Origin of the sequence: Plantactinospora endophytica (genome assembly GCF_016862915.1) — a bacterium.
GTDB classification, from domain to species: domain Bacteria; phylum Actinomycetota; class Actinomycetes; order Mycobacteriales; family Micromonosporaceae; genus Plantactinospora; species Plantactinospora endophytica.
The window spans coordinates 14,065-30,178 of the sequence record NZ_BONW01000034.1; the positions used below are offsets into that span (position 1 = coordinate 14,065).

17 protein-coding genes are annotated in these 16,114 nt (G+C 73.5%); 8 read left to right on the forward strand and 9 right to left on the reverse strand.

The window, feature by feature from the left end:
• Positions 1-33: 33 nt before the first annotated feature.
• Entirely contained in the window at positions 34-1,140 is a 1,107-nt protein-coding gene (locus Pen02_RS30175; RefSeq protein ID WP_203869539.1) for an epoxide hydrolase family protein, read from the forward strand.
• A 176-nt stretch (positions 1,141-1,316) separates the two neighbouring features.
• Here the strand turns inward: Pen02_RS30175 and Pen02_RS30180 are convergent, their stop codons facing one another.
• Together Pen02_RS30180 and Pen02_RS30185 are read right to left on the reverse strand one after the other, a co-directional pair.
• Positions 1,317-3,101, reverse strand: a complete 1,785-nt coding sequence (locus Pen02_RS30180) for a hypothetical protein (protein WP_203869540.1) — start codon at positions 3,099-3,101, stop codon at positions 1,317-1,319.
• Positions 3,102-3,333: 232 nt separating this feature from the next.
• Entirely contained in the window at positions 3,334-4,446 is a 1,113-nt protein-coding gene (locus Pen02_RS30185; RefSeq protein WP_239141541.1) for a geranylgeranyl reductase family protein, read from the reverse strand.
• Between the two features lie 156 nt (positions 4,447-4,602).
• On the opposite strand from Pen02_RS30185, the gene Pen02_RS30190 reads away from it, so the two are divergent.
• Both Pen02_RS30190 and Pen02_RS30195 read left to right on the forward strand, forming a co-directional pair.
• Positions 4,603-4,839, forward strand: a complete 237-nt coding sequence (locus tag Pen02_RS30190) for a hypothetical protein (protein WP_203869542.1) — start codon at positions 4,603-4,605, stop codon at positions 4,837-4,839.
• A gap of 482 nt (positions 4,840-5,321) precedes the next feature.
• Positions 5,322-6,692 (forward strand): MFS transporter, encoded by a 1,371-nt coding sequence (locus Pen02_RS30195; protein ID WP_203869620.1) that lies wholly within the window; start codon positions 5,322-5,324, stop codon positions 6,690-6,692.
• Positions 6,693-6,781: 89 nt separating this feature from the next.
• On the opposite strand, the gene Pen02_RS30200 is transcribed toward Pen02_RS30195, so the two are convergent.
• On the reverse strand, positions 6,782-7,378 hold the full coding sequence (locus Pen02_RS30200) for an MBL fold metallo-hydrolase (RefSeq protein WP_203869543.1): 597 nt from the start codon (positions 7,376-7,378) through the stop codon (positions 6,782-6,784).
• Between the two features lie 147 nt (positions 7,379-7,525).
• On the opposite strand from Pen02_RS30200, the gene Pen02_RS30205 reads away from it, so the two are divergent.
• From Pen02_RS30205 to Pen02_RS30225, 5 genes are all read left to right on the forward strand, one after another.
• Entirely contained in the window at positions 7,526-7,714 is a 189-nt protein-coding gene (locus Pen02_RS30205; protein WP_203869544.1) for a hypothetical protein, read from the forward strand.
• A gap of 137 nt (positions 7,715-7,851) precedes the next feature.
• On the forward strand, positions 7,852-8,346 hold the full coding sequence (locus Pen02_RS30210) for an Asp23/Gls24 family envelope stress response protein (RefSeq protein WP_203869545.1): 495 nt from the start codon (positions 7,852-7,854) through the stop codon (positions 8,344-8,346).
• Positions 8,343-8,849 (forward strand): hypothetical protein, encoded by a 507-nt coding sequence (locus tag Pen02_RS30215; RefSeq protein ID WP_203869546.1) that lies wholly within the window; start codon positions 8,343-8,345, stop codon positions 8,847-8,849. The genes Pen02_RS30210 and Pen02_RS30215 overlap by 4 nt, the downstream gene beginning before the upstream one ends.
• Before the next feature lie 2 nt (positions 8,850-8,851).
• Complete coding sequence (locus tag Pen02_RS30220; protein ID WP_203869547.1) at positions 8,852-9,403, forward strand: DUF6286 domain-containing protein; 552 nt, start codon at positions 8,852-8,854, stop codon at positions 9,401-9,403.
• Positions 9,404-9,509: 106 nt separating this feature from the next.
• The gene (locus Pen02_RS30225) at positions 9,510-10,112 is read left to right on the forward strand and encodes a hypothetical protein (RefSeq protein WP_203869548.1); all 603 of its coding nucleotides are present in this window, start codon (positions 9,510-9,512) and stop codon (positions 10,110-10,112) included.
• A gap of 186 nt (positions 10,113-10,298) precedes the next feature.
• On the opposite strand, the gene Pen02_RS30230 is transcribed toward Pen02_RS30225, so the two are convergent.
• The 6 genes from Pen02_RS30230 to Pen02_RS30255 form a co-directional block, all read right to left on the reverse strand.
• Entirely contained in the window at positions 10,299-11,570 is a 1,272-nt protein-coding gene (locus Pen02_RS30230; protein ID WP_203869549.1) for an alpha/beta hydrolase family protein, read from the reverse strand.
• A gap of 60 nt (positions 11,571-11,630) precedes the next feature.
• Positions 11,631-12,344 carry an ABC-2 membrane transporter-related protein gene (locus tag Pen02_RS30235; RefSeq protein WP_203869550.1) on the reverse strand — a complete coding sequence of 238 codons (714 nt, stop codon included), beginning with the start codon at positions 12,342-12,344 and terminating at the stop codon, positions 11,631-11,633.
• The gene (locus tag Pen02_RS30240) at positions 12,341-13,294 is read right to left on the reverse strand and encodes an ABC transporter ATP-binding protein (protein WP_203869551.1); all 954 of its coding nucleotides are present in this window, start codon (positions 13,292-13,294) and stop codon (positions 12,341-12,343) included. Before Pen02_RS30240 ends, Pen02_RS30235 begins: the two co-directional genes overlap by 4 nt.
• On the reverse strand, positions 13,294-13,695 hold the full coding sequence (locus tag Pen02_RS30245; protein WP_203869621.1) for a GntR family transcriptional regulator: 402 nt from the start codon (positions 13,693-13,695) through the stop codon (positions 13,294-13,296). The genes Pen02_RS30240 and Pen02_RS30245 overlap by 1 nt, the downstream gene beginning before the upstream one ends.
• Before the next feature lie 62 nt (positions 13,696-13,757).
• Positions 13,758-14,441 (reverse strand): response regulator, encoded by a 684-nt coding sequence (locus Pen02_RS30250; protein ID WP_504739748.1) that lies wholly within the window; start codon positions 14,439-14,441, stop codon positions 13,758-13,760.
• Complete coding sequence (locus Pen02_RS30255; RefSeq protein WP_203869552.1) at positions 14,438-15,943, reverse strand: sensor histidine kinase; 1,506 nt, start codon at positions 15,941-15,943, stop codon at positions 14,438-14,440. The genes Pen02_RS30250 and Pen02_RS30255 overlap by 4 nt, the downstream gene beginning before the upstream one ends.
• Positions 15,944-16,114: the final 171 nt, after the last annotated feature.

The window sequence follows — 16,114 nt, forward strand, 5'->3', positions numbered from 1 at the left end:
TAGTCGTCCAACGAATCTTCCGGAGTCAGGACCATGATCAAACCGTTCCGTATCGACATCCCCCAGGCCGACCTCGACGACCTGACCGACCGGCTCGCCCGGACCCGCTGGCCCAACGAGGTCACCGACGCCGGATGGGACTACGGCTTCCCGCTGGCCCGGCTCAGGGAACTGGCCGAATACTGGCGCACCGGCTACGACTGGCGCGAGCACGAGGCCAAGCTCAACGAGCTTCCGCACTTCACCACCGAGATCGACGGCCAGAACATCCACTTCGTCCACGTCCGGTCAGGTAAACCGGACGCGCTCGCGCTGGTCCTCACCCACGGCTGGCCCGGTTCGTTCCTGGAGTTCCTCGACGTGATCGAGCCGCTGTCCCGCGACTTCCACCTGGTGATCCCGTCCATCCCGGGATACGGCTTCTCCGGGCCGACCCACGAGCGCGGCTGGGACATCGTCCGGGTGGCGCGGGCCTGGGCCGAACTGATGCGCCGGCTCGGGTACGAGCGCTACGGCGCGCAGGGTGGCGACTTCGGCTCGGGCATCTCGACCGCGCTCGGCGCGGTGGCGCCTGACCAGGTCGTCGGGGTACACGTCAACTACCTGCCGACCCGACCGGTACCGGACGCCGACATCGAACTGTCCGAGACGGACGAGGCCCGGCTGGACAAGATCAGGAAGCTGATGGCGAATCGTCCGCCGTACCAGGCTCTCCTGGCCAGCACGCCACAGACCATCGGTTACGCGCTGACCGACTCGCCGGTCGGCCAGTTGGCCTGGATCGCCGAGCGCTTCGCACAGTGGACGGATCCCCGCTCACCGATCAGTGACGAGCGGATGCTCACCGACATCTCGCTCTACTGGCTGACCGCCACCGCGGCATCTTCGGCGCGGCTGCACCGGGACGCGCCGCGACGGCTCGAACCGTGCCCGGTACCGGTCGGCGTGGCGGTGTTCGCGCACGACATCACGCAGTCGGTGCGACCGCTGGCCGAGCGGCTGTACGACATCAGGCACTGGTCGGAGTTCGAGCGGGGCGGCCACTTCGCCGCGATGGAGGTGCCGGAACTGCTCGCCGAAGACGTCCGGCAGTTCTTCCTCAGCCGGATCGAGGACGACCTCCCGAGCGCCACTCGCTAGCAGGCCAACGCCGGCCACGAACACCCGGGCACCTGGGCATCCGGGCACCCGGGCATTCGTGGCACCTGGTCAGTTGCGGCACCTTTGGGTAGCCGGGCATTCGCGGCACCTTGGTAGCCGGGCGATTGCGGCACCTGGGCAGGCGGGCATTCGCGGCGCCTCGGACCCCGGCCGGTCTACCCCGGCTCTGCGCCGACCAGGCCGCAGCGGCGCGCGAGGTCCAGCGCGTCGGACGACTGGCCGTGCCGGGCCAGCATCATCGCGACGCGGCCGGCCACCCGCCACGTACTCTCGGCGTCCGGCGCCGCGCCGAGCATGGCGGCGAGCAGCGCGGAGTCGCCGGCCCGCTCGGCGAAGCGCGCGATGACGACGACCTGGCGGCGATTGTCGGCCGGTACCGCCGCGACCGCGTCCGACACGACCGGGCGGGTCTCGGCGTCGAGGGTCGGCAGCAGAGCCTCGGCGAACCACCAGTAACCGTCCGACAACGCGCCGGCCACCAGCCGGGTGAACAGCTCGCGGTCCCGTGCCAACAGCCCGGCGCGAGCGGCCAGCCGGGCCAGCACCAGGCTCAACCGCGAGTCGGTACGCCCGTTGGCAGCCTGCGCGAACACCGGGTCGAGCGCCGTGGCGTCACCCGCTTCGACAAGCGCGGCGCCGAGCCCGGCGTCGACCAGCAGCCCGGACCGGGTGTTCCGCAGGCGTGCCCGCAGCCGAGGCACGTGCACGTCGACGATCTCGGCGCGCATCCGCTCGTCGGCCAGGCCGTGCGCCAGCGGTACGACGTCCGCGACCACGGCGGCGAGTTCCTGGGGGATGACCCCCGGGCCGACCAGTACGTCCAGTACGGCGCAGAGCCGCTCGGAGGTTGCCGCCTCGCGCCGCCCGTCGAGCCAGCGCAACACCTCCAGCGCGAGCGGACCCGGCCCGTACCCCGACACGCGGCAGTCCCGCATCCGGCCCAGTACGGCAAGCGCGTCGTCGACCCGCTCCAGGGCCAGGAACAGCCGGGCGAACCGGTGCTGGTAGATCATCTGTACGTCGCGTTCGCGGCCCCCCTTCGGGCACTTCCGGAACGCGGCCACGAGCGCCTTGGCCCGTGCCGGGGGAAGTCCGGGCGTCGCCAGCGTCAGCAGTGCGCGCTGCTGCCGACTCGGTTCGAGCCGTGTCGCCAGGGTGAGCGCGTCGTCGAACCGGTCCGCCGCGACGAACGCGGCGACGAGCCGGGTACCGTCGATCTCCCTGACGGTTCCGCAGCGCCGGTCGACCTCGGCGAGACCGAGCGGCCCGAACAGGGCGGCTGCCGCAGCGAGGCAGGGCTGGTCGTCTGCGGCCAGCAGCGCCGCCGACCAGCGGTCGAGACGGTCAGGCTCGCCGACGTACGCCTCGGCCAGTTCCGCGAACACCGCCGAGATGCGCGCGGCCCGGAGATGAGCCCATCGCCGGTCCTCGTCCGGCCGGATCATCAGCACGGCCCGGAGCAGCGCCTCCTCCGCGTCGGGGTCGCCGGCCACCAGGCGGGCGAGCGTCCCGGCGACCGCGTCCTCGGGGCCGGAGCGCCCGCTCTTGAAGGAGCGATAGGGATGCTCGCCGTCGAGCGCGGCGACCGCGAACCGTACAGCCTGCTCGCCGGCAAGGATCCGCGGCGCCGCTTCGGCGAACTCCCTCGGGATCCAGCCGTCCAGGCACGCCGTCAGGTCCTCGGCGGCACCGACGTGGTCGCCGCCGTCGAACCGGGCCACCGCCCACCCGATCCGATCGGCCGGATCCACCTTCGACTCGGACGACAGGGCGTCGAGACGTGCAAGAGCGGCTCGGGCGCGATCGGCGAGATCGGGAAGCTCGACGCGGTCGGCGGAATCGGCGCGGTCGGCGGAATCGACGCGGTCGGCGGAATCGGCGCGGTGGGCGGGATCGTCGTGGTCGGCGCGGTTGGTGGCGGTGCTCAGGTCGACTGACACGCGCCGACCCTACCCAGGTCGGGGTACCAACGCGGGGCAGGACCGCTCGCCGGGACGAGCGCCGGGGCAACGGTCCACAGTGCTCGGCGGGTTGGAGGTTCGACGATGTCTGCCCCGGCCCGGTGGTGCGTCCGGCCCGTCAGGCCGGAGGAACCGTACGCGCCGCCACCACGTTCGGCCACGTCGAGGAGATGTTTCGAGAAAGCTCCGGAATGTTGGCCGGGGGCTGCGGTCAGCTCAGCAGGGCGAGCGCGGCGCGTACCCGGCGACGCTCCAGGGTGTGGTCGAAGGTGGTCTCGCCCCGGCAGAACGACGTGAACATGCGCCAGCCGGGCGGTGTGGCCAGGGCGGTGTGGAAGACACCAGGATGGCGGGAGAAGGCGGCGAGGATCTGGTGCCCGGCCCGCATCGGCGGAACGAGCTGGTCGTGCACCGCCCGGACGTACCCGTCGAGGTCGCCGCCGGCCGCCGCCGTGCCGGCGAGCGTGCCGGAACGCAGCGCGAAGCTGATCCCCTCCCGGGTCCACGGCTCCAGCAGGCCGGCCGCGTCCCCGGCGACCAGCACCCGGCCGTGCCGCAGCGGGGAGTCGTCGCTGCGGCACCGGGTCAGGTGGCCCGAGTCGTGCGCCGGCTCCAGGTCGGCCAGACCCAGCCGCTCGACGAACTGCCGCAGGTAGCGCCGGGTCCGCTCCCCCTCGCCCCGCGCCGCGATCACGCCGACCGTGAGCCGGTCGCCCTTGGGGAAGACCCAGGCGTACGACCCGGGCAGCGGGCCCCAGTCCAGCAGCAGCCGACCACGCCAGCGCTGCTGGAGCGGCGCCGGGACCGGGATCTCCAACTCCAGCCCGAGGTCGACCTGGGAGAACCGCACGCCGACCTGACGAGCCGTCACCCCGGCCGAGCCGTCGGCACCGACGACCACCCGGGCGCGCAGTTCGGCACCGTCGGCGAGCCTGACGCGTACGCCGTCGGGGTCCTGCTCGACCCCGCGCACCGCGACCCGTTCCCGGATCTCGGCGCCCGCGCCGACGGCGGCGCCGCGCAGCCGGTCGTCGAACTCCTCCCGCCGCACCATGGTCAGCAGTTGACCCGGCCGGTGCCGGCGGGTGAACTCCCGCCGCCCGTCGGCGGTGAACGTCACCTGGTCGACCCGGTCGTCGGCGGGTACCTCGATCCGGGCCGCCGCAGCCGCCAGCGAGGTGCCGATCAGGCCACCGCCGCAGGTCTTGTACCTCGGATGCGCGGACTTCTCCAGCACGATCGTCCGCGCTCCGGCCTGCGCGGCGGCGAACGCGGCGGACAGCCCGGCCGGTCCGGCCCCGATCACGGCCACGTCCCAGATCACGGGTAGCAGCCTAGCGACGGGCCGATCGGCCCCAGGAACGGGACCACGGCCGGCCGTTGGGAACGAAACCGTCTCAGGGTGCATCAACGCCGTGTCGGTGGGTAATCGCGGCCTCGCGAACTGCCCGACGTGTTGTACGCGGGCGAGGAGGTCACCATGCAACAGCTTCGGCTCACTGACATCGAACAGCGGGTGTACCAGGCGGTCACCACGCTGGAGGCCCGGGGACAGGTGCCGTTTCCGGAGGCCATCGCGGAGGAGGTCGGGCTTCCGCCGGACCAGTTGACCACGCCGCTGCACGTACTCGGCGAGAAGAACCTGCTGCACCGCGAGGACTCCCCGATGGAGGGTCTGGACTTCGGTCCGCGCTGGTGCTCGCAGCAGCTCGCCTGACCCGGCACCTGACGGCACCTGACCGGGCACACCGGCCTGGCGGGCGCGTCGGGCGCGGATGCGGACCGGCGTACCCGACAGCCCGCTCGCCACGCCGCTGACCAGGCGATGGGGGGCATTTGCGGTAGTCTGTCCCCGGCAGCCACCGTCCGCAGCCCACGACTCGGACGCGGCACAGTCAGTGACGCGGCAGAGTCAGTGAGGCCCGATTGAGCGTGGCAGACCGCAACCCGCCGGACCCCGGCGGACGGCCCGGACCGGGCGACCGGGACGGGCCGGGCGATGAGGGTCGGCCCCGCGACCGGGGTGGGCCGGGCGAGCAGGGTGGACCGGGTGAGCAGGGTCGACCCGGCGACCGGGGTGGACCGGGCGACCGGGCTCGAACGGCGGAGGTCGAACCGGATCCACTGGCCGGCCTGGACGAGCGGACCGCCGCCCGGCGGCGCCGGCAGACGCTGACCATCGGACTGGTCGCCGCGTTCATGACACTGCTCGACGTGAGCATCGTGAACGTCGCGATCCCGTCGATCGACCGGGCCATCCGGGCCGACCCGAGTGATCTCCAGTGGATCCTCTCCGGCTACGCGCTGACCTTCGGCCTGATGCTGGTACCCGCCGGCCGGTTCGGCGACGTCCGGGGGCGGCGCAACGTCTTCATCCTCGGCCTCGCGCTGTTCACCGTGACCAGTGCGGCGGCCGGGCTGGCCGAGTCACCGGCCTGGCTGATCGGCGCCCGACTGCTCCAGGGTGCGGCGGCCGGCCTGGTCAACCCGCAGGTGATCGGGCTGATCCAGCAGCTCTACCGGGGTGCCGCCCGCAGCCGGCCGTTCGGGCTGCTCGGCGCCACCATCGGCATCTCCACCGGCGTCGGGCCGCTGCTCGGCGGCGCCCTGATCGAACTCGGCGGCCAACACCTCGGCTGGCGGCTGGTCTTCTTCGTCAACGTACCGGTCGGCATCGCGACGATCGTCTTCGCCTGGCGACTGCTGCCGACCGCCCCTGCGCGACGGGCCGTTCGGAAGGGCCTCGACCCGGTGGGCGTACTGCTGCTGGGGCTCGGCGTGGTCCTGCTGCTGCTGCCCCTGGTGCAGCGGCAGCAGTGGCACGGGCCGATCAAGTGGCTGCTGATCCCGGGCGGCCTGCTGGTGCTGCTCGGTTTCGTCGGCTGGGAACTGCGGTACCGGCGACACCGGGAGCCGCTGTTCGACCTGGCCCTGTTCCGGCTCCGGTCGTACTCGCTCGGCACCCTGATCGGGCTGCTCTACTTCGGCGGCTTCGTCGCGGTCTTCTTTCTCTTCACGCTCTTCCTGCAGAGCGGCCTGCGCTACAGCGCCCTGGAGGCGGGCGTGGCGATCACGCCCTTCGCGGTGGGTTCCGCGATCACCGCGGCACTCGGCGGGCGGATCGTCAACCGGTTCGGCCGGCCGCTGGTCGCGGTCGGCCTGGCCACCGTCGCGCTCGGGCTCGGCGGCGTGATCCTCGCCCTGCACTTCGTACCCGGGCACGGCGCGCCGTTCGCCACCGCCGTACCGCTGCTGGTCTCCGGGCTCGGCAGCGGGCTGGTGATCACCCCCAACCAGAACCTCACCCTCTCCGAGGTACCGGTCGCCCAGGCCGGCAGCGCGGCCGGCATGTTGCAGACCGGCCAGCGGATCGGCGCCGCCGCCGGAATCGCCGGAGTCGGGGCGATCTTCTTCAGCACGCTGGCCCAGACGCACGACGGGTGGTCCCGGGCCTTCCGGGACGCCTTGCTCGCCACCATCGGGTTCGTGCTGATCGCGCTGGTCGCGGCGATCGTGGACAGTTGGACCGAGCGGCCGGGCACCCCGGCCGGCCCCGGCCGGACCAACTGACCGGTACCGCCGGGATGCCGTGTGGGACCGATCGTCGCGCTGTCCCGCCGGTTCCAGGGGTCCGGCCGCATCGCCCGGGGTGAACCGACTCAGGCCGCCTCGCCCGGGGTGAGCCAGCGGTAGCAGTCGCCGGCCTCCTCGGTGAGCCAACCGTGCAGACTGTGCAGCCCTCGGTCGTTGACCTGCGCGTCGTGGATCCCGTACGCCCGCTCGGGTGCGACGGCCCGAACGAAGTCGATCGCCTCGTCGGTCTTCAGCCACGACCCCTGCACCGGGACGAGTAGCGTCTCCACCGGCACGCCCGGCCGGTGCACCGAGTCGCCGGGATGGTAGACCCGCTCCTCGACCAGGTACCCGAGATTCGGGCAGTCCGGCTGGCCCCCGTAGATGGTGGCGTGCCGGCCGCCGAAGGCGCGTACCCGGAGACCGGCGGCGGTGAACTCCTGGCCCGGTGCGACGGAGTGCACGTCGAGGTCGGGGATCCGCGCCCCGGCCGGGGCGTAGACCGGGACGCCCAGGCCGGCCAGCCGTAGCGTGTCGACATGGTCGGTGTGCTCGTGGGTGACCAGGACGGCGTCGGCGCCGCGTAGCGCCGAGGGCTCGCTCCAGACGCCGGGGTCGATGACCAGCACCGCGCCGTCGACTTCGAGTCGGACACAGGCGTGGGTGTACTTGGTGAGCCGCACCCGGCCACGCTACCCAGCGCCCGAACGGAGACGATCAGCGCGTGGCGAGTGACGCAGATCACATATCTGCCCGGACCGGCGGGGTTCGACTTCTCCCCCAGCGTGTAAGCCAGTGCCGACCCGCCGCATCCGAATGGGGAGGAACCCATGTCCCGCCAACAGTTCGGTTTCGTCATCGGATTCCTCATCGCGGCGGTCTGGGCCGTCGCCGGCTTCGGTGCGGCGGCGGGGGCGGTACTCGCCGGCCTCGTCGGGTGGCTCGCCGTACGAGTCATCGACGGTGACCTCAGCGTCGCCGGCCTCGCCGACCGGGCGGCCGCGTCCCGACGACGCTGAGCGGCCCGGACGATCCGGGGCGCCCCATGTGGCGCGGCGACCATCGCGACCACGCGCCAGCGGCGACCCGGAACCCGTGGTACTACCGGCGGCCCGTCCCGGGGCGGGCGACCAGCGGCAGGAGATGAGGGCAGCAGATGGCTGACAGCAGTACGGCCACCAAGAACGACAACCGGGAGAAGGCGGGGTCGCCGGGCCCGATGGTCCGGCCGGACGGCGGCGGGCCGGCGCGGGCCGAGCTGACCACCCAGTCCGGCAAGACCCGCATCGCGGAAGGCGTGGTCGCCAAGATCGCCGGCTTCGCCGCCCGGGAGATCCCGGGCGTGCACTCGATGGGCGCGGGCCTGGCCCGACGGGTGGGACAGCTCCGCGGCCTGGTGCCGGGCGGCACCGAGACGATCCGGCAGGGCGTCTCGGTCGAGGTCGGCGAACGCGAGGCGGCGATCGACCTGGACGTCGTCACCTACTACGGCCAGAGCATCGTCGACGTCTCCGAGGCGATCCGCCGCAACGTGGTGGACCGGGTGCAGGCGATGACCGGGCTCAAGGTCGTCGAGGTGAACATCAACGTCGACGACGTCTTCGTCGAGGGCGACCAGGACGGCGACGACAGTCAGCAGCGGACGCAATGAGCAGCCGGGCGACGAAGAGCGGCGCCGGCCGGACCGGCCGGATCACGTCCGAGTCCGACCGGGCCGCGCGCGGTCGCGACAACCGGAACCGCCGTACGTCGGCGCAGCCCGGCCCGACGGCGGCGGGCGCCCCGGGTGCCGGAGCGGGAACACCGGAGCGCCGCCGGAACGCCGCCGGGCCGGCCCGGGAGGCCGATCCCGGCACGGTGGCCAGGCGGATCCGGGACGCGGTACTCGCGGTACCCGGCGTGACCGGCCTGACCCCGGGCGGTGGCGTCGAGGTGGCCACCCTCTTCCCCGGTGGCAAGATCGCCGGCATCCGGCTCGGTGACCCGGTCGAGGTGCACGTGGAGGTCGGCCCGGTCGCGATCGCCCCGGTGGCCGAGCAGATCCAGGCGGCGGTCCGGGGCGTACTCGACACCTTCGGTCGGGACTCGGCGGTGGAGGTGGTGGTCGAGGACATCGAGCTGCCGGTGCCGACCGGCCCGGTGGGCGGGGACTGACCGTGCGTCTGGTCAACCGGCTGGCCACCCTGCTGCTCGGCTGCGTACTGCTCGGCGGCGGGCTGCTGCTGATCGTCGAGGTCTTCGCCGTGGCACTGCACCGCGAGTCGGTGGTCGTCGACCGGGCGGACTGGTACGGCACGCTGACGAGTACCCGGTTGGAGGATCCCTGGGTACGCACCGGGGTCGTCGCCGCAGGCGTACTCGGGCTGCTGATCCTCTTCGGACAGCTCGTCCGCTGGAAACCCACCCGGCTGCCCACCCGGCTGGCCGACGGCTGGCACCTCCAGCGCCGGTCCGTCGAACGCCAACTGGCGACGGCGGCGAACACGGTACCCGGGGTGGAGTCGGCGAGCGCCCGGGTCCGCCGCGAGGGCCTCGGCTGGCGTACCCGGATCCGGGCCGTCGGCGACGCCTCGGTCGGCTCGACCGTGGAGTCCACCATCCGGAGCGAGTTGGAGCGGCTCGGCGCGTCGCCGGACGACCACGTCGGCGTGCACATGGTTCGGCCGAGCGGTGCGGCCCGCGCCGGCGTACCCCGGGTGGAGGGCTGATGCGACGGCGTGCGGGCCTGGTACGGCGGTGTCCGGAGCTGACCCGGCGGTGTCCGGAGCTGGTGCGGCGACGGAGGGGGCCGGTGCGGCGGCGTGGAGGGTCGGCATGACGAACAGTGCCATCCGGACGCTCTGGACGGTGATCGGCATCGTGCTGACCGCCATCGGCGTGGTGGGGCTGATCGCCAGCCTGGGTCACCTGGCCGGGGTCGACAACACGGCGCCGTTGCTCTGGTCGGGCCTGCTCCGTACCTGGCGCGACCTCGACCCGTGGGGCCTGGTCATCCTCGGGCTGCTCGGCGTGCTTTTCGCCTGGCTCGGGTCGAGCCTGCTCGGCCGGGTGCTCCGGGCCCGCCGCTACCCCGTGCTCGGCGACCTCGACCTGCGGTCGGTCACCGGCCAGGCCGCCGTCACCGGTCCGGCGCTGCCCGGCGCCACCCGCGTCCGGGGTGCCCGGCTGGTCCGTGGACTCGAACGGGACCTCGCGCGGGATCCGCAGGTCCGCCGGGCCTCGGTGACGCTGGCCGGGACGGCGCCCCGGCCGGAACTCTGGATCGAGCTACAGCTCAACTCCCGAGCCGGGCTCACCGCCGTCCGGGAGCACGTGTCGGCAGCGGTCGAACGGTTCCGGACCACCTCCGGGCTGGCCCCGCGCCGACTGGAGGTGACCGCCCGGATCGACACCGCCAGGCCGATCCGGGTGCACTGAGCGCGGTGTCGCCGCAGCCGGGCGTGGACGACCGCCCCGAAGTCCGAAGTGCTGGTGGCGGTCGTCCGGGACAGCCGTGCCGGACGGTGGTGCACGTCGGATCATCGAACGCCGGAGGCTGGACCCGGAGTCCCTGCCCGGTGCTCGCCGCGACCGCCGGCCGGGCCGCCGTCGGGCAGGTCCGGGTCAGCCGAACGTCAGTTCCGGATACTGCGGATCCGGGCCGCCCAGCACCGCCGGTACCGGCCGGTCGCGCAGCCACGCGTCGAAGAATCCGACAAGCAACGCCCGGGTCAGCTCGGTCGCCCGGCCATTGTCCCCGGCGCCGAAGTTGAACCGGTAGGTCTCCTCGCTGGTCCGCAGGTCGACGCCGCCGGCCCGGGCCCAGAGACCCAGGTCCGCGAAGGAGTAGTGACCGGAGCCGGCGACGGTGACCACCCGGTGCCAGCCACGCAGCGCCGGCAGGAAGGTCTCCCAGGACGGGTCGATCCGGGTGGTGTGCGACGGTTGCCGCAGCACGAGGAACGGCCGGTCCAGCCCCTCGACGGCGACGGGTCCGGCGACCAGACCGTCCAGGTTCACGCCCGCCCTGACCCGGCCGTCGGCGTACGCCGCACCGGCCGCGGTGGCACCGCCCAGCGAGTGGCCGAGCACACCGGTCCGACCAAGGTCGATCCGACCGGCCAGGCCGACCGGCACCGGGCCCCGTACGCCGATGTGCTCCGCCGTGGCCGGCGCCCCGGACGGGCCGGTCCCGGCGACTCGGCCGAGCGCGTCGAGTACGGCGCGCACGTCTGCCACCCGCACCTCGACCTGGGCCACCACGGCCGGCCCGGTCAGCTCCTCCCGGGAGATGTCCTCGGGCAGCTCCGGCTTGGTCCGGCCGACCAGTTGCCCGTCCGGTGACGAGCCCTCCAGGGCGTCGCCGAGGTGGTCCACGGCGACGACGAGGTAACCGTGGCTGGCCAGTTCCTCGGTCAGCGCGGTGTTGTCGGTGCGGTTGCCGCCGTCGCCGGGCGAGAAGACCAGCACCGGCAGCACTCCGGCGTCCCGGCGGACCGGTGCCTCCTCGGTGGCGTGCCCGCGCAGCGCGACGAGGCTCTCCGCCGCGAAGCCGTACCGGCGGGCGGCCTGCCGGGCCACGTTCGGATGCGCCCACGGTGCCGACTCGCCCCGGTCCTGCGCCGGGTACCAGAGCTGCACGGTGAGGTCGCGGTCCTGGCCCGGGCGCCACGGGTCGGGTCGGCCGGTGCCGTCGATTTGCCAGGCCACCGTGCCGACCGGGTACGGCCCGGTCGGCTCGGGCAGTGTCGCGGTGAACCGGGCCAGCTCCCGCGCCCTGATCCCCCGCGTGGTCGCGTCGGCGTCGGCGGAGACGTTCAGGACCGCGACGACGCCGCTGCCGACGAGGACGGCAAGTAGGACGGCGAAGGCGACCCGGGACGGCGGTCGGGACATGCGAACTCCTCTGAGCGGAACCGTCGACAGCGAAGGCGGGGGCGGGGCAAGCGGGGGCGGTCAGTCGGGTCGGATCGGGGTCGGGCGTACCAGGGTGACGGCGGGACGACGGACGGGCAGGGCGGGCCGGAGGCCGAGCGCGAACAGCGTGCCGACCACCGCCAGGGCGGTCAGCCCGAGCAGCAGCCCGGAAGCGCCGAGCTGGACGGCCCAGAAGTCGTCCTGCCAGCCGTCCGGCACCCAGCGGGGCAGCCCGTTGTCGAAGAGCAGTTGGGTGGCCATCCATCCGCCGGCGGTCACCGCCACCGCGCCGACGGTACGCCGCAGCACGGCACCGGCGAGCAGGCCGAGTGCCAGCATCCAGACCGCCCGGGCGTACGGGCTCAGGCCGGCGGTGTCGAGCCCGTCGACCGGCGCCGGCAGCAGGGCGGGACGTCCCCGACCGCCTTCGGCGAGCGCGATCACCGCGCCGTGCACCACGGCGGTGCCGGCGAGAGTGATCGTCAGCGCGACGGCGCAGCGACCGGCCAGCCAGCGGACCCGGGTCACGCCCTGGGTCCAGACCATCCGGTAGGTGCCGTGCTCGAACTCCTGGGCGAGCAGCGGGGCGCCGAGCAGTACCCCGACGAAGAGGCTCAGGTAGATCGACAGACTGCGGGTCATCCCCGACAGTTCCTCGGTACGCTCCAGCAACGCCAACGCGGTGAAGCCGAGTGTCACGGCGAGCAGCCCGTACCCGGCCGAGCGGGCCTGCCGCCAGGCGACCCAGGTCATCGCGACTCCTCCGAAGCGGTGGGCGCGGTCTGCACGGGGCGCAGTCCCGGGGACACCTGGCGCAACAGGGTGGGCCGGGGCAGCGCGCTCGCCTCCGGTGCCCGCAGGTACGCCAGCACGATGTCGCCGATCGCCGGGGTGCGGACCGCCCAGCGCGGGTCGGGCGGCGGTCGGTCGGACCGCCAGAGCAGGCCGGCGTGTTCGCCGGTCCGGGTGGCGTGCACCACCGTCCCCGCGTCGGGCAGTGCCGCGACCAGCGAGGCCGGGCCGCTCAGCGCGTGGTGCCCGGCACGGACCTCGTCGAGGTCACCGGCGAGCTGGACCCGCCCGTCGCCGAGCAGGACCAGGTGGTCGCAGGTCTCCTCCAACTCGGCGACGACGTGCGAGGAGAGCACGACCGTCATCCCGGTCTCGGCGGTGAGTGCCATCAGGTCGGACATCACCTCGTGGCGGCGCAGCGGATCGAGGTCGGCCAGCGGCTCGTCCAGCACCATCAGGTCGGGCCGCTTCGCCATCGCCAGGGTGATCGCCACCTGTGACCGCTGGCCGCCGGAGAGCCGACGGACCGGGCGGTCCGCCGGGATGCCGAGCCGACCGAGGCGCTCGGCGGCCAGCTCGTCGGACCAGCGCGAGTTCAGGTGCCGGCCCAGCCGCATGGTCTCGGCGACGGTGAAACTGCCGTAGAGCGGCTTGTCCTGGGCGAGGAACGCGACCCGGTCCAGGATGGCCGGGTCGCCGCCCGGCTCCCGGCCGAAGATCCGGACCTCGCCCCGGTCGGGTCGGAGCAGACCGACCATCAGGTGCAGCAGCGTCGTCTTGCCGGCACCGTTCGGGCCGATCAGCCCGACCACCCGGCCGGGCGGGACCGACAGCGAGCAGTCGCGCAGGGCGGGTGTCCGACCGTGCCGGTAGCCGACGCCGGTCAGCAGCACCGCGGGCAGCTCGGCCATCAGGCCACCTCCCCGGTCCGCTGCGGGTAGCTGCGGCGTACCGCCGTGTTGACCAGGGCCACTACGTCGTCGGCGCTCAGCCCGGCCGCCTGGGCCCGGTCGACCCAGGCGGTGAGCTGGTCGCGCAGCACCGGATGGTCGGGTACGGCCGGCACGGCGACCCCGACGCGGACGAAGGTGCCGCGCCCGGGGTGCGCCTCGACCAGCCCGCCGCGCTCCAGTTCCCGGTACGCCTTGAGCACCGTGTTCGGGTTGATGGCGAGTTGGGCCGACGCCTCCTTGACGGTGGGCAGCCGGTCACCGGGGTGCAGCGCCCCGACCCGGAGGGCGTGTCCGACCTGCTGCACCAGTTGCAGGTACGTCGGGATACCGGCGTGACGATCCAGATAGAACTCCAGCACGCCGTACATCTTAATTACCTATGGTGTTAGTGCAATAGGTTGTTTCGGATCCGATCGGGCGGTCAGATCCAGCCGTAGCGGCGGGCGATCGCCACCGCCTCGTGCCGGTTGGCGGCGCCGACCTTGCCGGCCGCCGACGAGAGGTAGTTCCGCACCGTCCCCGGGGAGAGCGAGATGCGCTGCGCGATCTCCTCGACCGGAGCGCCGTCGGCGGCCAACTCCAGCACGTCGGCCTCGCGCGGGGTGAACGGGCTGTCCCCGGCGCTGATCGCCTCGGCGGCCAACTGCGGATCGACGTACCGGCCGCCGCCGTGCACGCTGCGGACCACGTCGGCGAGTACCTCGGCGGAGACGGTCTTCGGCAGGAAGCCGCGTACCCCGACCGAGAGCGCCCGTTTGAGGTGCCCCGGCCGGCCGTGGCTGGTGACGATCATCGTCCGGCAGCCCGGCACCTCGGCCCGGATCGCCTCGGCGACCGCGATGCCGTCCAGCTCCGGCATCTGTAGGTCGAGCATTGCCACGTCGGGTCGCAGCGCCCGGGCCAGCGACAACGCCTGGCCGCCGGTCGCGGCCTGACCGATGACCAGCAGGTCGTCGTGCAGGCCGAGCAGTGCGGTGAGCGCGCCACGGATCAGGTGCTCGTCCTCGGCGAGCAGGATCCGGATCGGCTCCGGTGCACCGGCACCGCCCGGGTCGCCGGCCACGCCGGCCTGCACCGGGCCGGGCGGCCCGACCGGGCCGGTCACGACCGGCTCCGGTGCGCGGGAGCGGCACCAGCTCCGGCGTCCTCCGCGACAGCACCCTCGCCGCCGGGCGCCCGGACCGACTCGGCCGTCCCGGGGCCGGCCACAGCCCCGCCATGCCCGCGCCGGGCGTCGGACCCGGGCGACACGTCGACCGTGACATCGGACGCGGGTACGCCGGCAGGTCCGGACGACGCGTCGGACGGCCCACCAGCGGCCGGCGGCAACTGTGCGGCCAGCGGCAACTGTGCGGTCAGCCGGAACCGGTCCCGGCCCGGCCGGGTGGCCGCCACCCGGCCGCCGAGCGGCGCCAGCCGCTCGCTGAGCCCGAGCAGCCCGTTTCCGAACACCGGCGGACCACCGGGCCGTACCCCGTCGTTCTCCATCACCAGGGTCACCACGGACGTCACCTCGGACGGGACGGCGGCGTACCGGGCCGGGTCGTCCGCGTCCTCCACGGCGGCGTCCGGACCGGGCGTCGGCCGACCGTGGCGCAGCGAGACGGTGCAGGTCAGCGCCTCGCTGTGCCGCAACACGTTGGTGGTGCCCTCCCGGACCACCCAGCCGAGCGCGCTCTGCGCCTGCGGGCTCAGCTCGTGCCCCTCCCCCAGCACCCGGCACCGCACCCCCGCCGACGTGAGCACCGCCCGGGCGCCGGCCAACTCCGCGTCCAGGTCCACGGCGCGGTACCCCCGGACGACCTCGCGTACCTCGGCCAGCGAGTCCTGCGCGATCTGGCGTACCTCCAGCATCTCCTCCACGGCCCGGGGCCGGTCCCGCTTCGCCAACTGGGCGGCGAGTTCGCTCTTCAGTGCCACCACCGAGAGGTTCCGGCCGAGTACGTCGTGCAGGTCCCGGGCGAACCGCAGCCGCTCCTCGGCCACCGCCAGCCGTACCTGGTTGCCCCGGGAGCGCTCCAGTTCCCAGAGCACCCCGAGCATCCACAGTGAACACCGGAAGGTGAAGAGCAGTACCAGGAAGCCGAAGCAGAGCGCCGTGAGCGACTGGAGCAGCAGACCGGGCGGCGCCCCGTCGAGCAGCCCGACCGCCAGTACGACGCCGGCCAGCCCGACGGCGCCGACGGAGGCGTACCGGGGCGTGGTCATGGTGCAGAGCGCACCCAGGAAGTAGCAGGAGACCAGCACCGTCACCCGTAACGTCCACCGGCCCTGGTCGGGCTCTGGCGGCAGCAGCCCGTCGGCGAGCTGGGCGGCGACGACGGTGGCCAGGGTCAGCCAGCCCACCCCGACGACCAGCCGGATCGGGCGGTCCCGGCGACCGAGGAAGTGCTCGACCCCGGCCCGCACGGCGAGCAGGCAGAGCACCGTGTGCACGACGCCGAGCCCGAGCACCACCATCCGGCCGGCGGTCGGCGCACCGACGGCGGTCGCGTTGAACAGTGCAACCGGCTCGGTCGCGAGTACCAGGTAGAGAGTGGCCCGGGTGACCAGGTCGAAACGTTCGGGCTGGCCGCGCCTCGCCCACCAGCCGATCAGGTCGCGCACTCCGGGCCTCCCTCTCCTCCGTGCCGGTCCGGTGTCGCCGGATCTCCGACGACACCGGACCACCGTCGCGGCATCCGGCGAACCCGAACCACTGTCGCGGGTCCCCGTGGAACCGGACCACTGTCGCGGGTTCAGCAGAACCGGATCACGTTCGCGGGGTCCGGCGAAACC

Bases quoted from the DNA above. Each gene is read 5' to 3' on its own strand.
- Pen02_RS30175 (WP_203869539.1), top strand. From the start codon at position 34: ATGATCAAACCGTTCCGTATCGACATCCCCCAGGCCGACCTCGACGAC.
- Pen02_RS30190 (WP_203869542.1), top strand. From the start codon at position 4,603: ATGCAACAGCTTCGGCTCACTGACATCGAACAGCGGGTGTACCAGGCG.
- Pen02_RS30195 (WP_203869620.1), top strand. From the start codon at position 5,322: ATGACACTGCTCGACGTGAGCATCGTGAACGTCGCGATCCCGTCGATC.
- Pen02_RS30205 (WP_203869544.1), top strand. From the start codon at position 7,526: ATGTCCCGCCAACAGTTCGGTTTCGTCATCGGATTCCTCATCGCGGCG.
- Pen02_RS30210 (WP_203869545.1), top strand. From the start codon at position 7,852: ATGGCTGACAGCAGTACGGCCACCAAGAACGACAACCGGGAGAAGGCG.
- Pen02_RS30215 (WP_203869546.1), top strand. From the start codon at position 8,343: ATGAGCAGCCGGGCGACGAAGAGCGGCGCCGGCCGGACCGGCCGGATC.
- Pen02_RS30225 (WP_203869548.1), top strand. From the start codon at position 9,510: ATGACGAACAGTGCCATCCGGACGCTCTGGACGGTGATCGGCATCGTG.
- Pen02_RS30230 (WP_203869549.1), bottom strand. From the start codon at position 11,570: ATGTCCCGACCGCCGTCCCGGGTCGCCTTCGCCGTCCTACTTGCCGTC.
- Pen02_RS30235 (WP_203869550.1), bottom strand. From the start codon at position 12,344: ATGACCTGGGTCGCCTGGCGGCAGGCCCGCTCGGCCGGGTACGGGCTG.
- Pen02_RS30240 (WP_203869551.1), bottom strand. From the start codon at position 13,294: ATGGCCGAGCTGCCCGCGGTGCTGCTGACCGGCGTCGGCTACCGGCAC.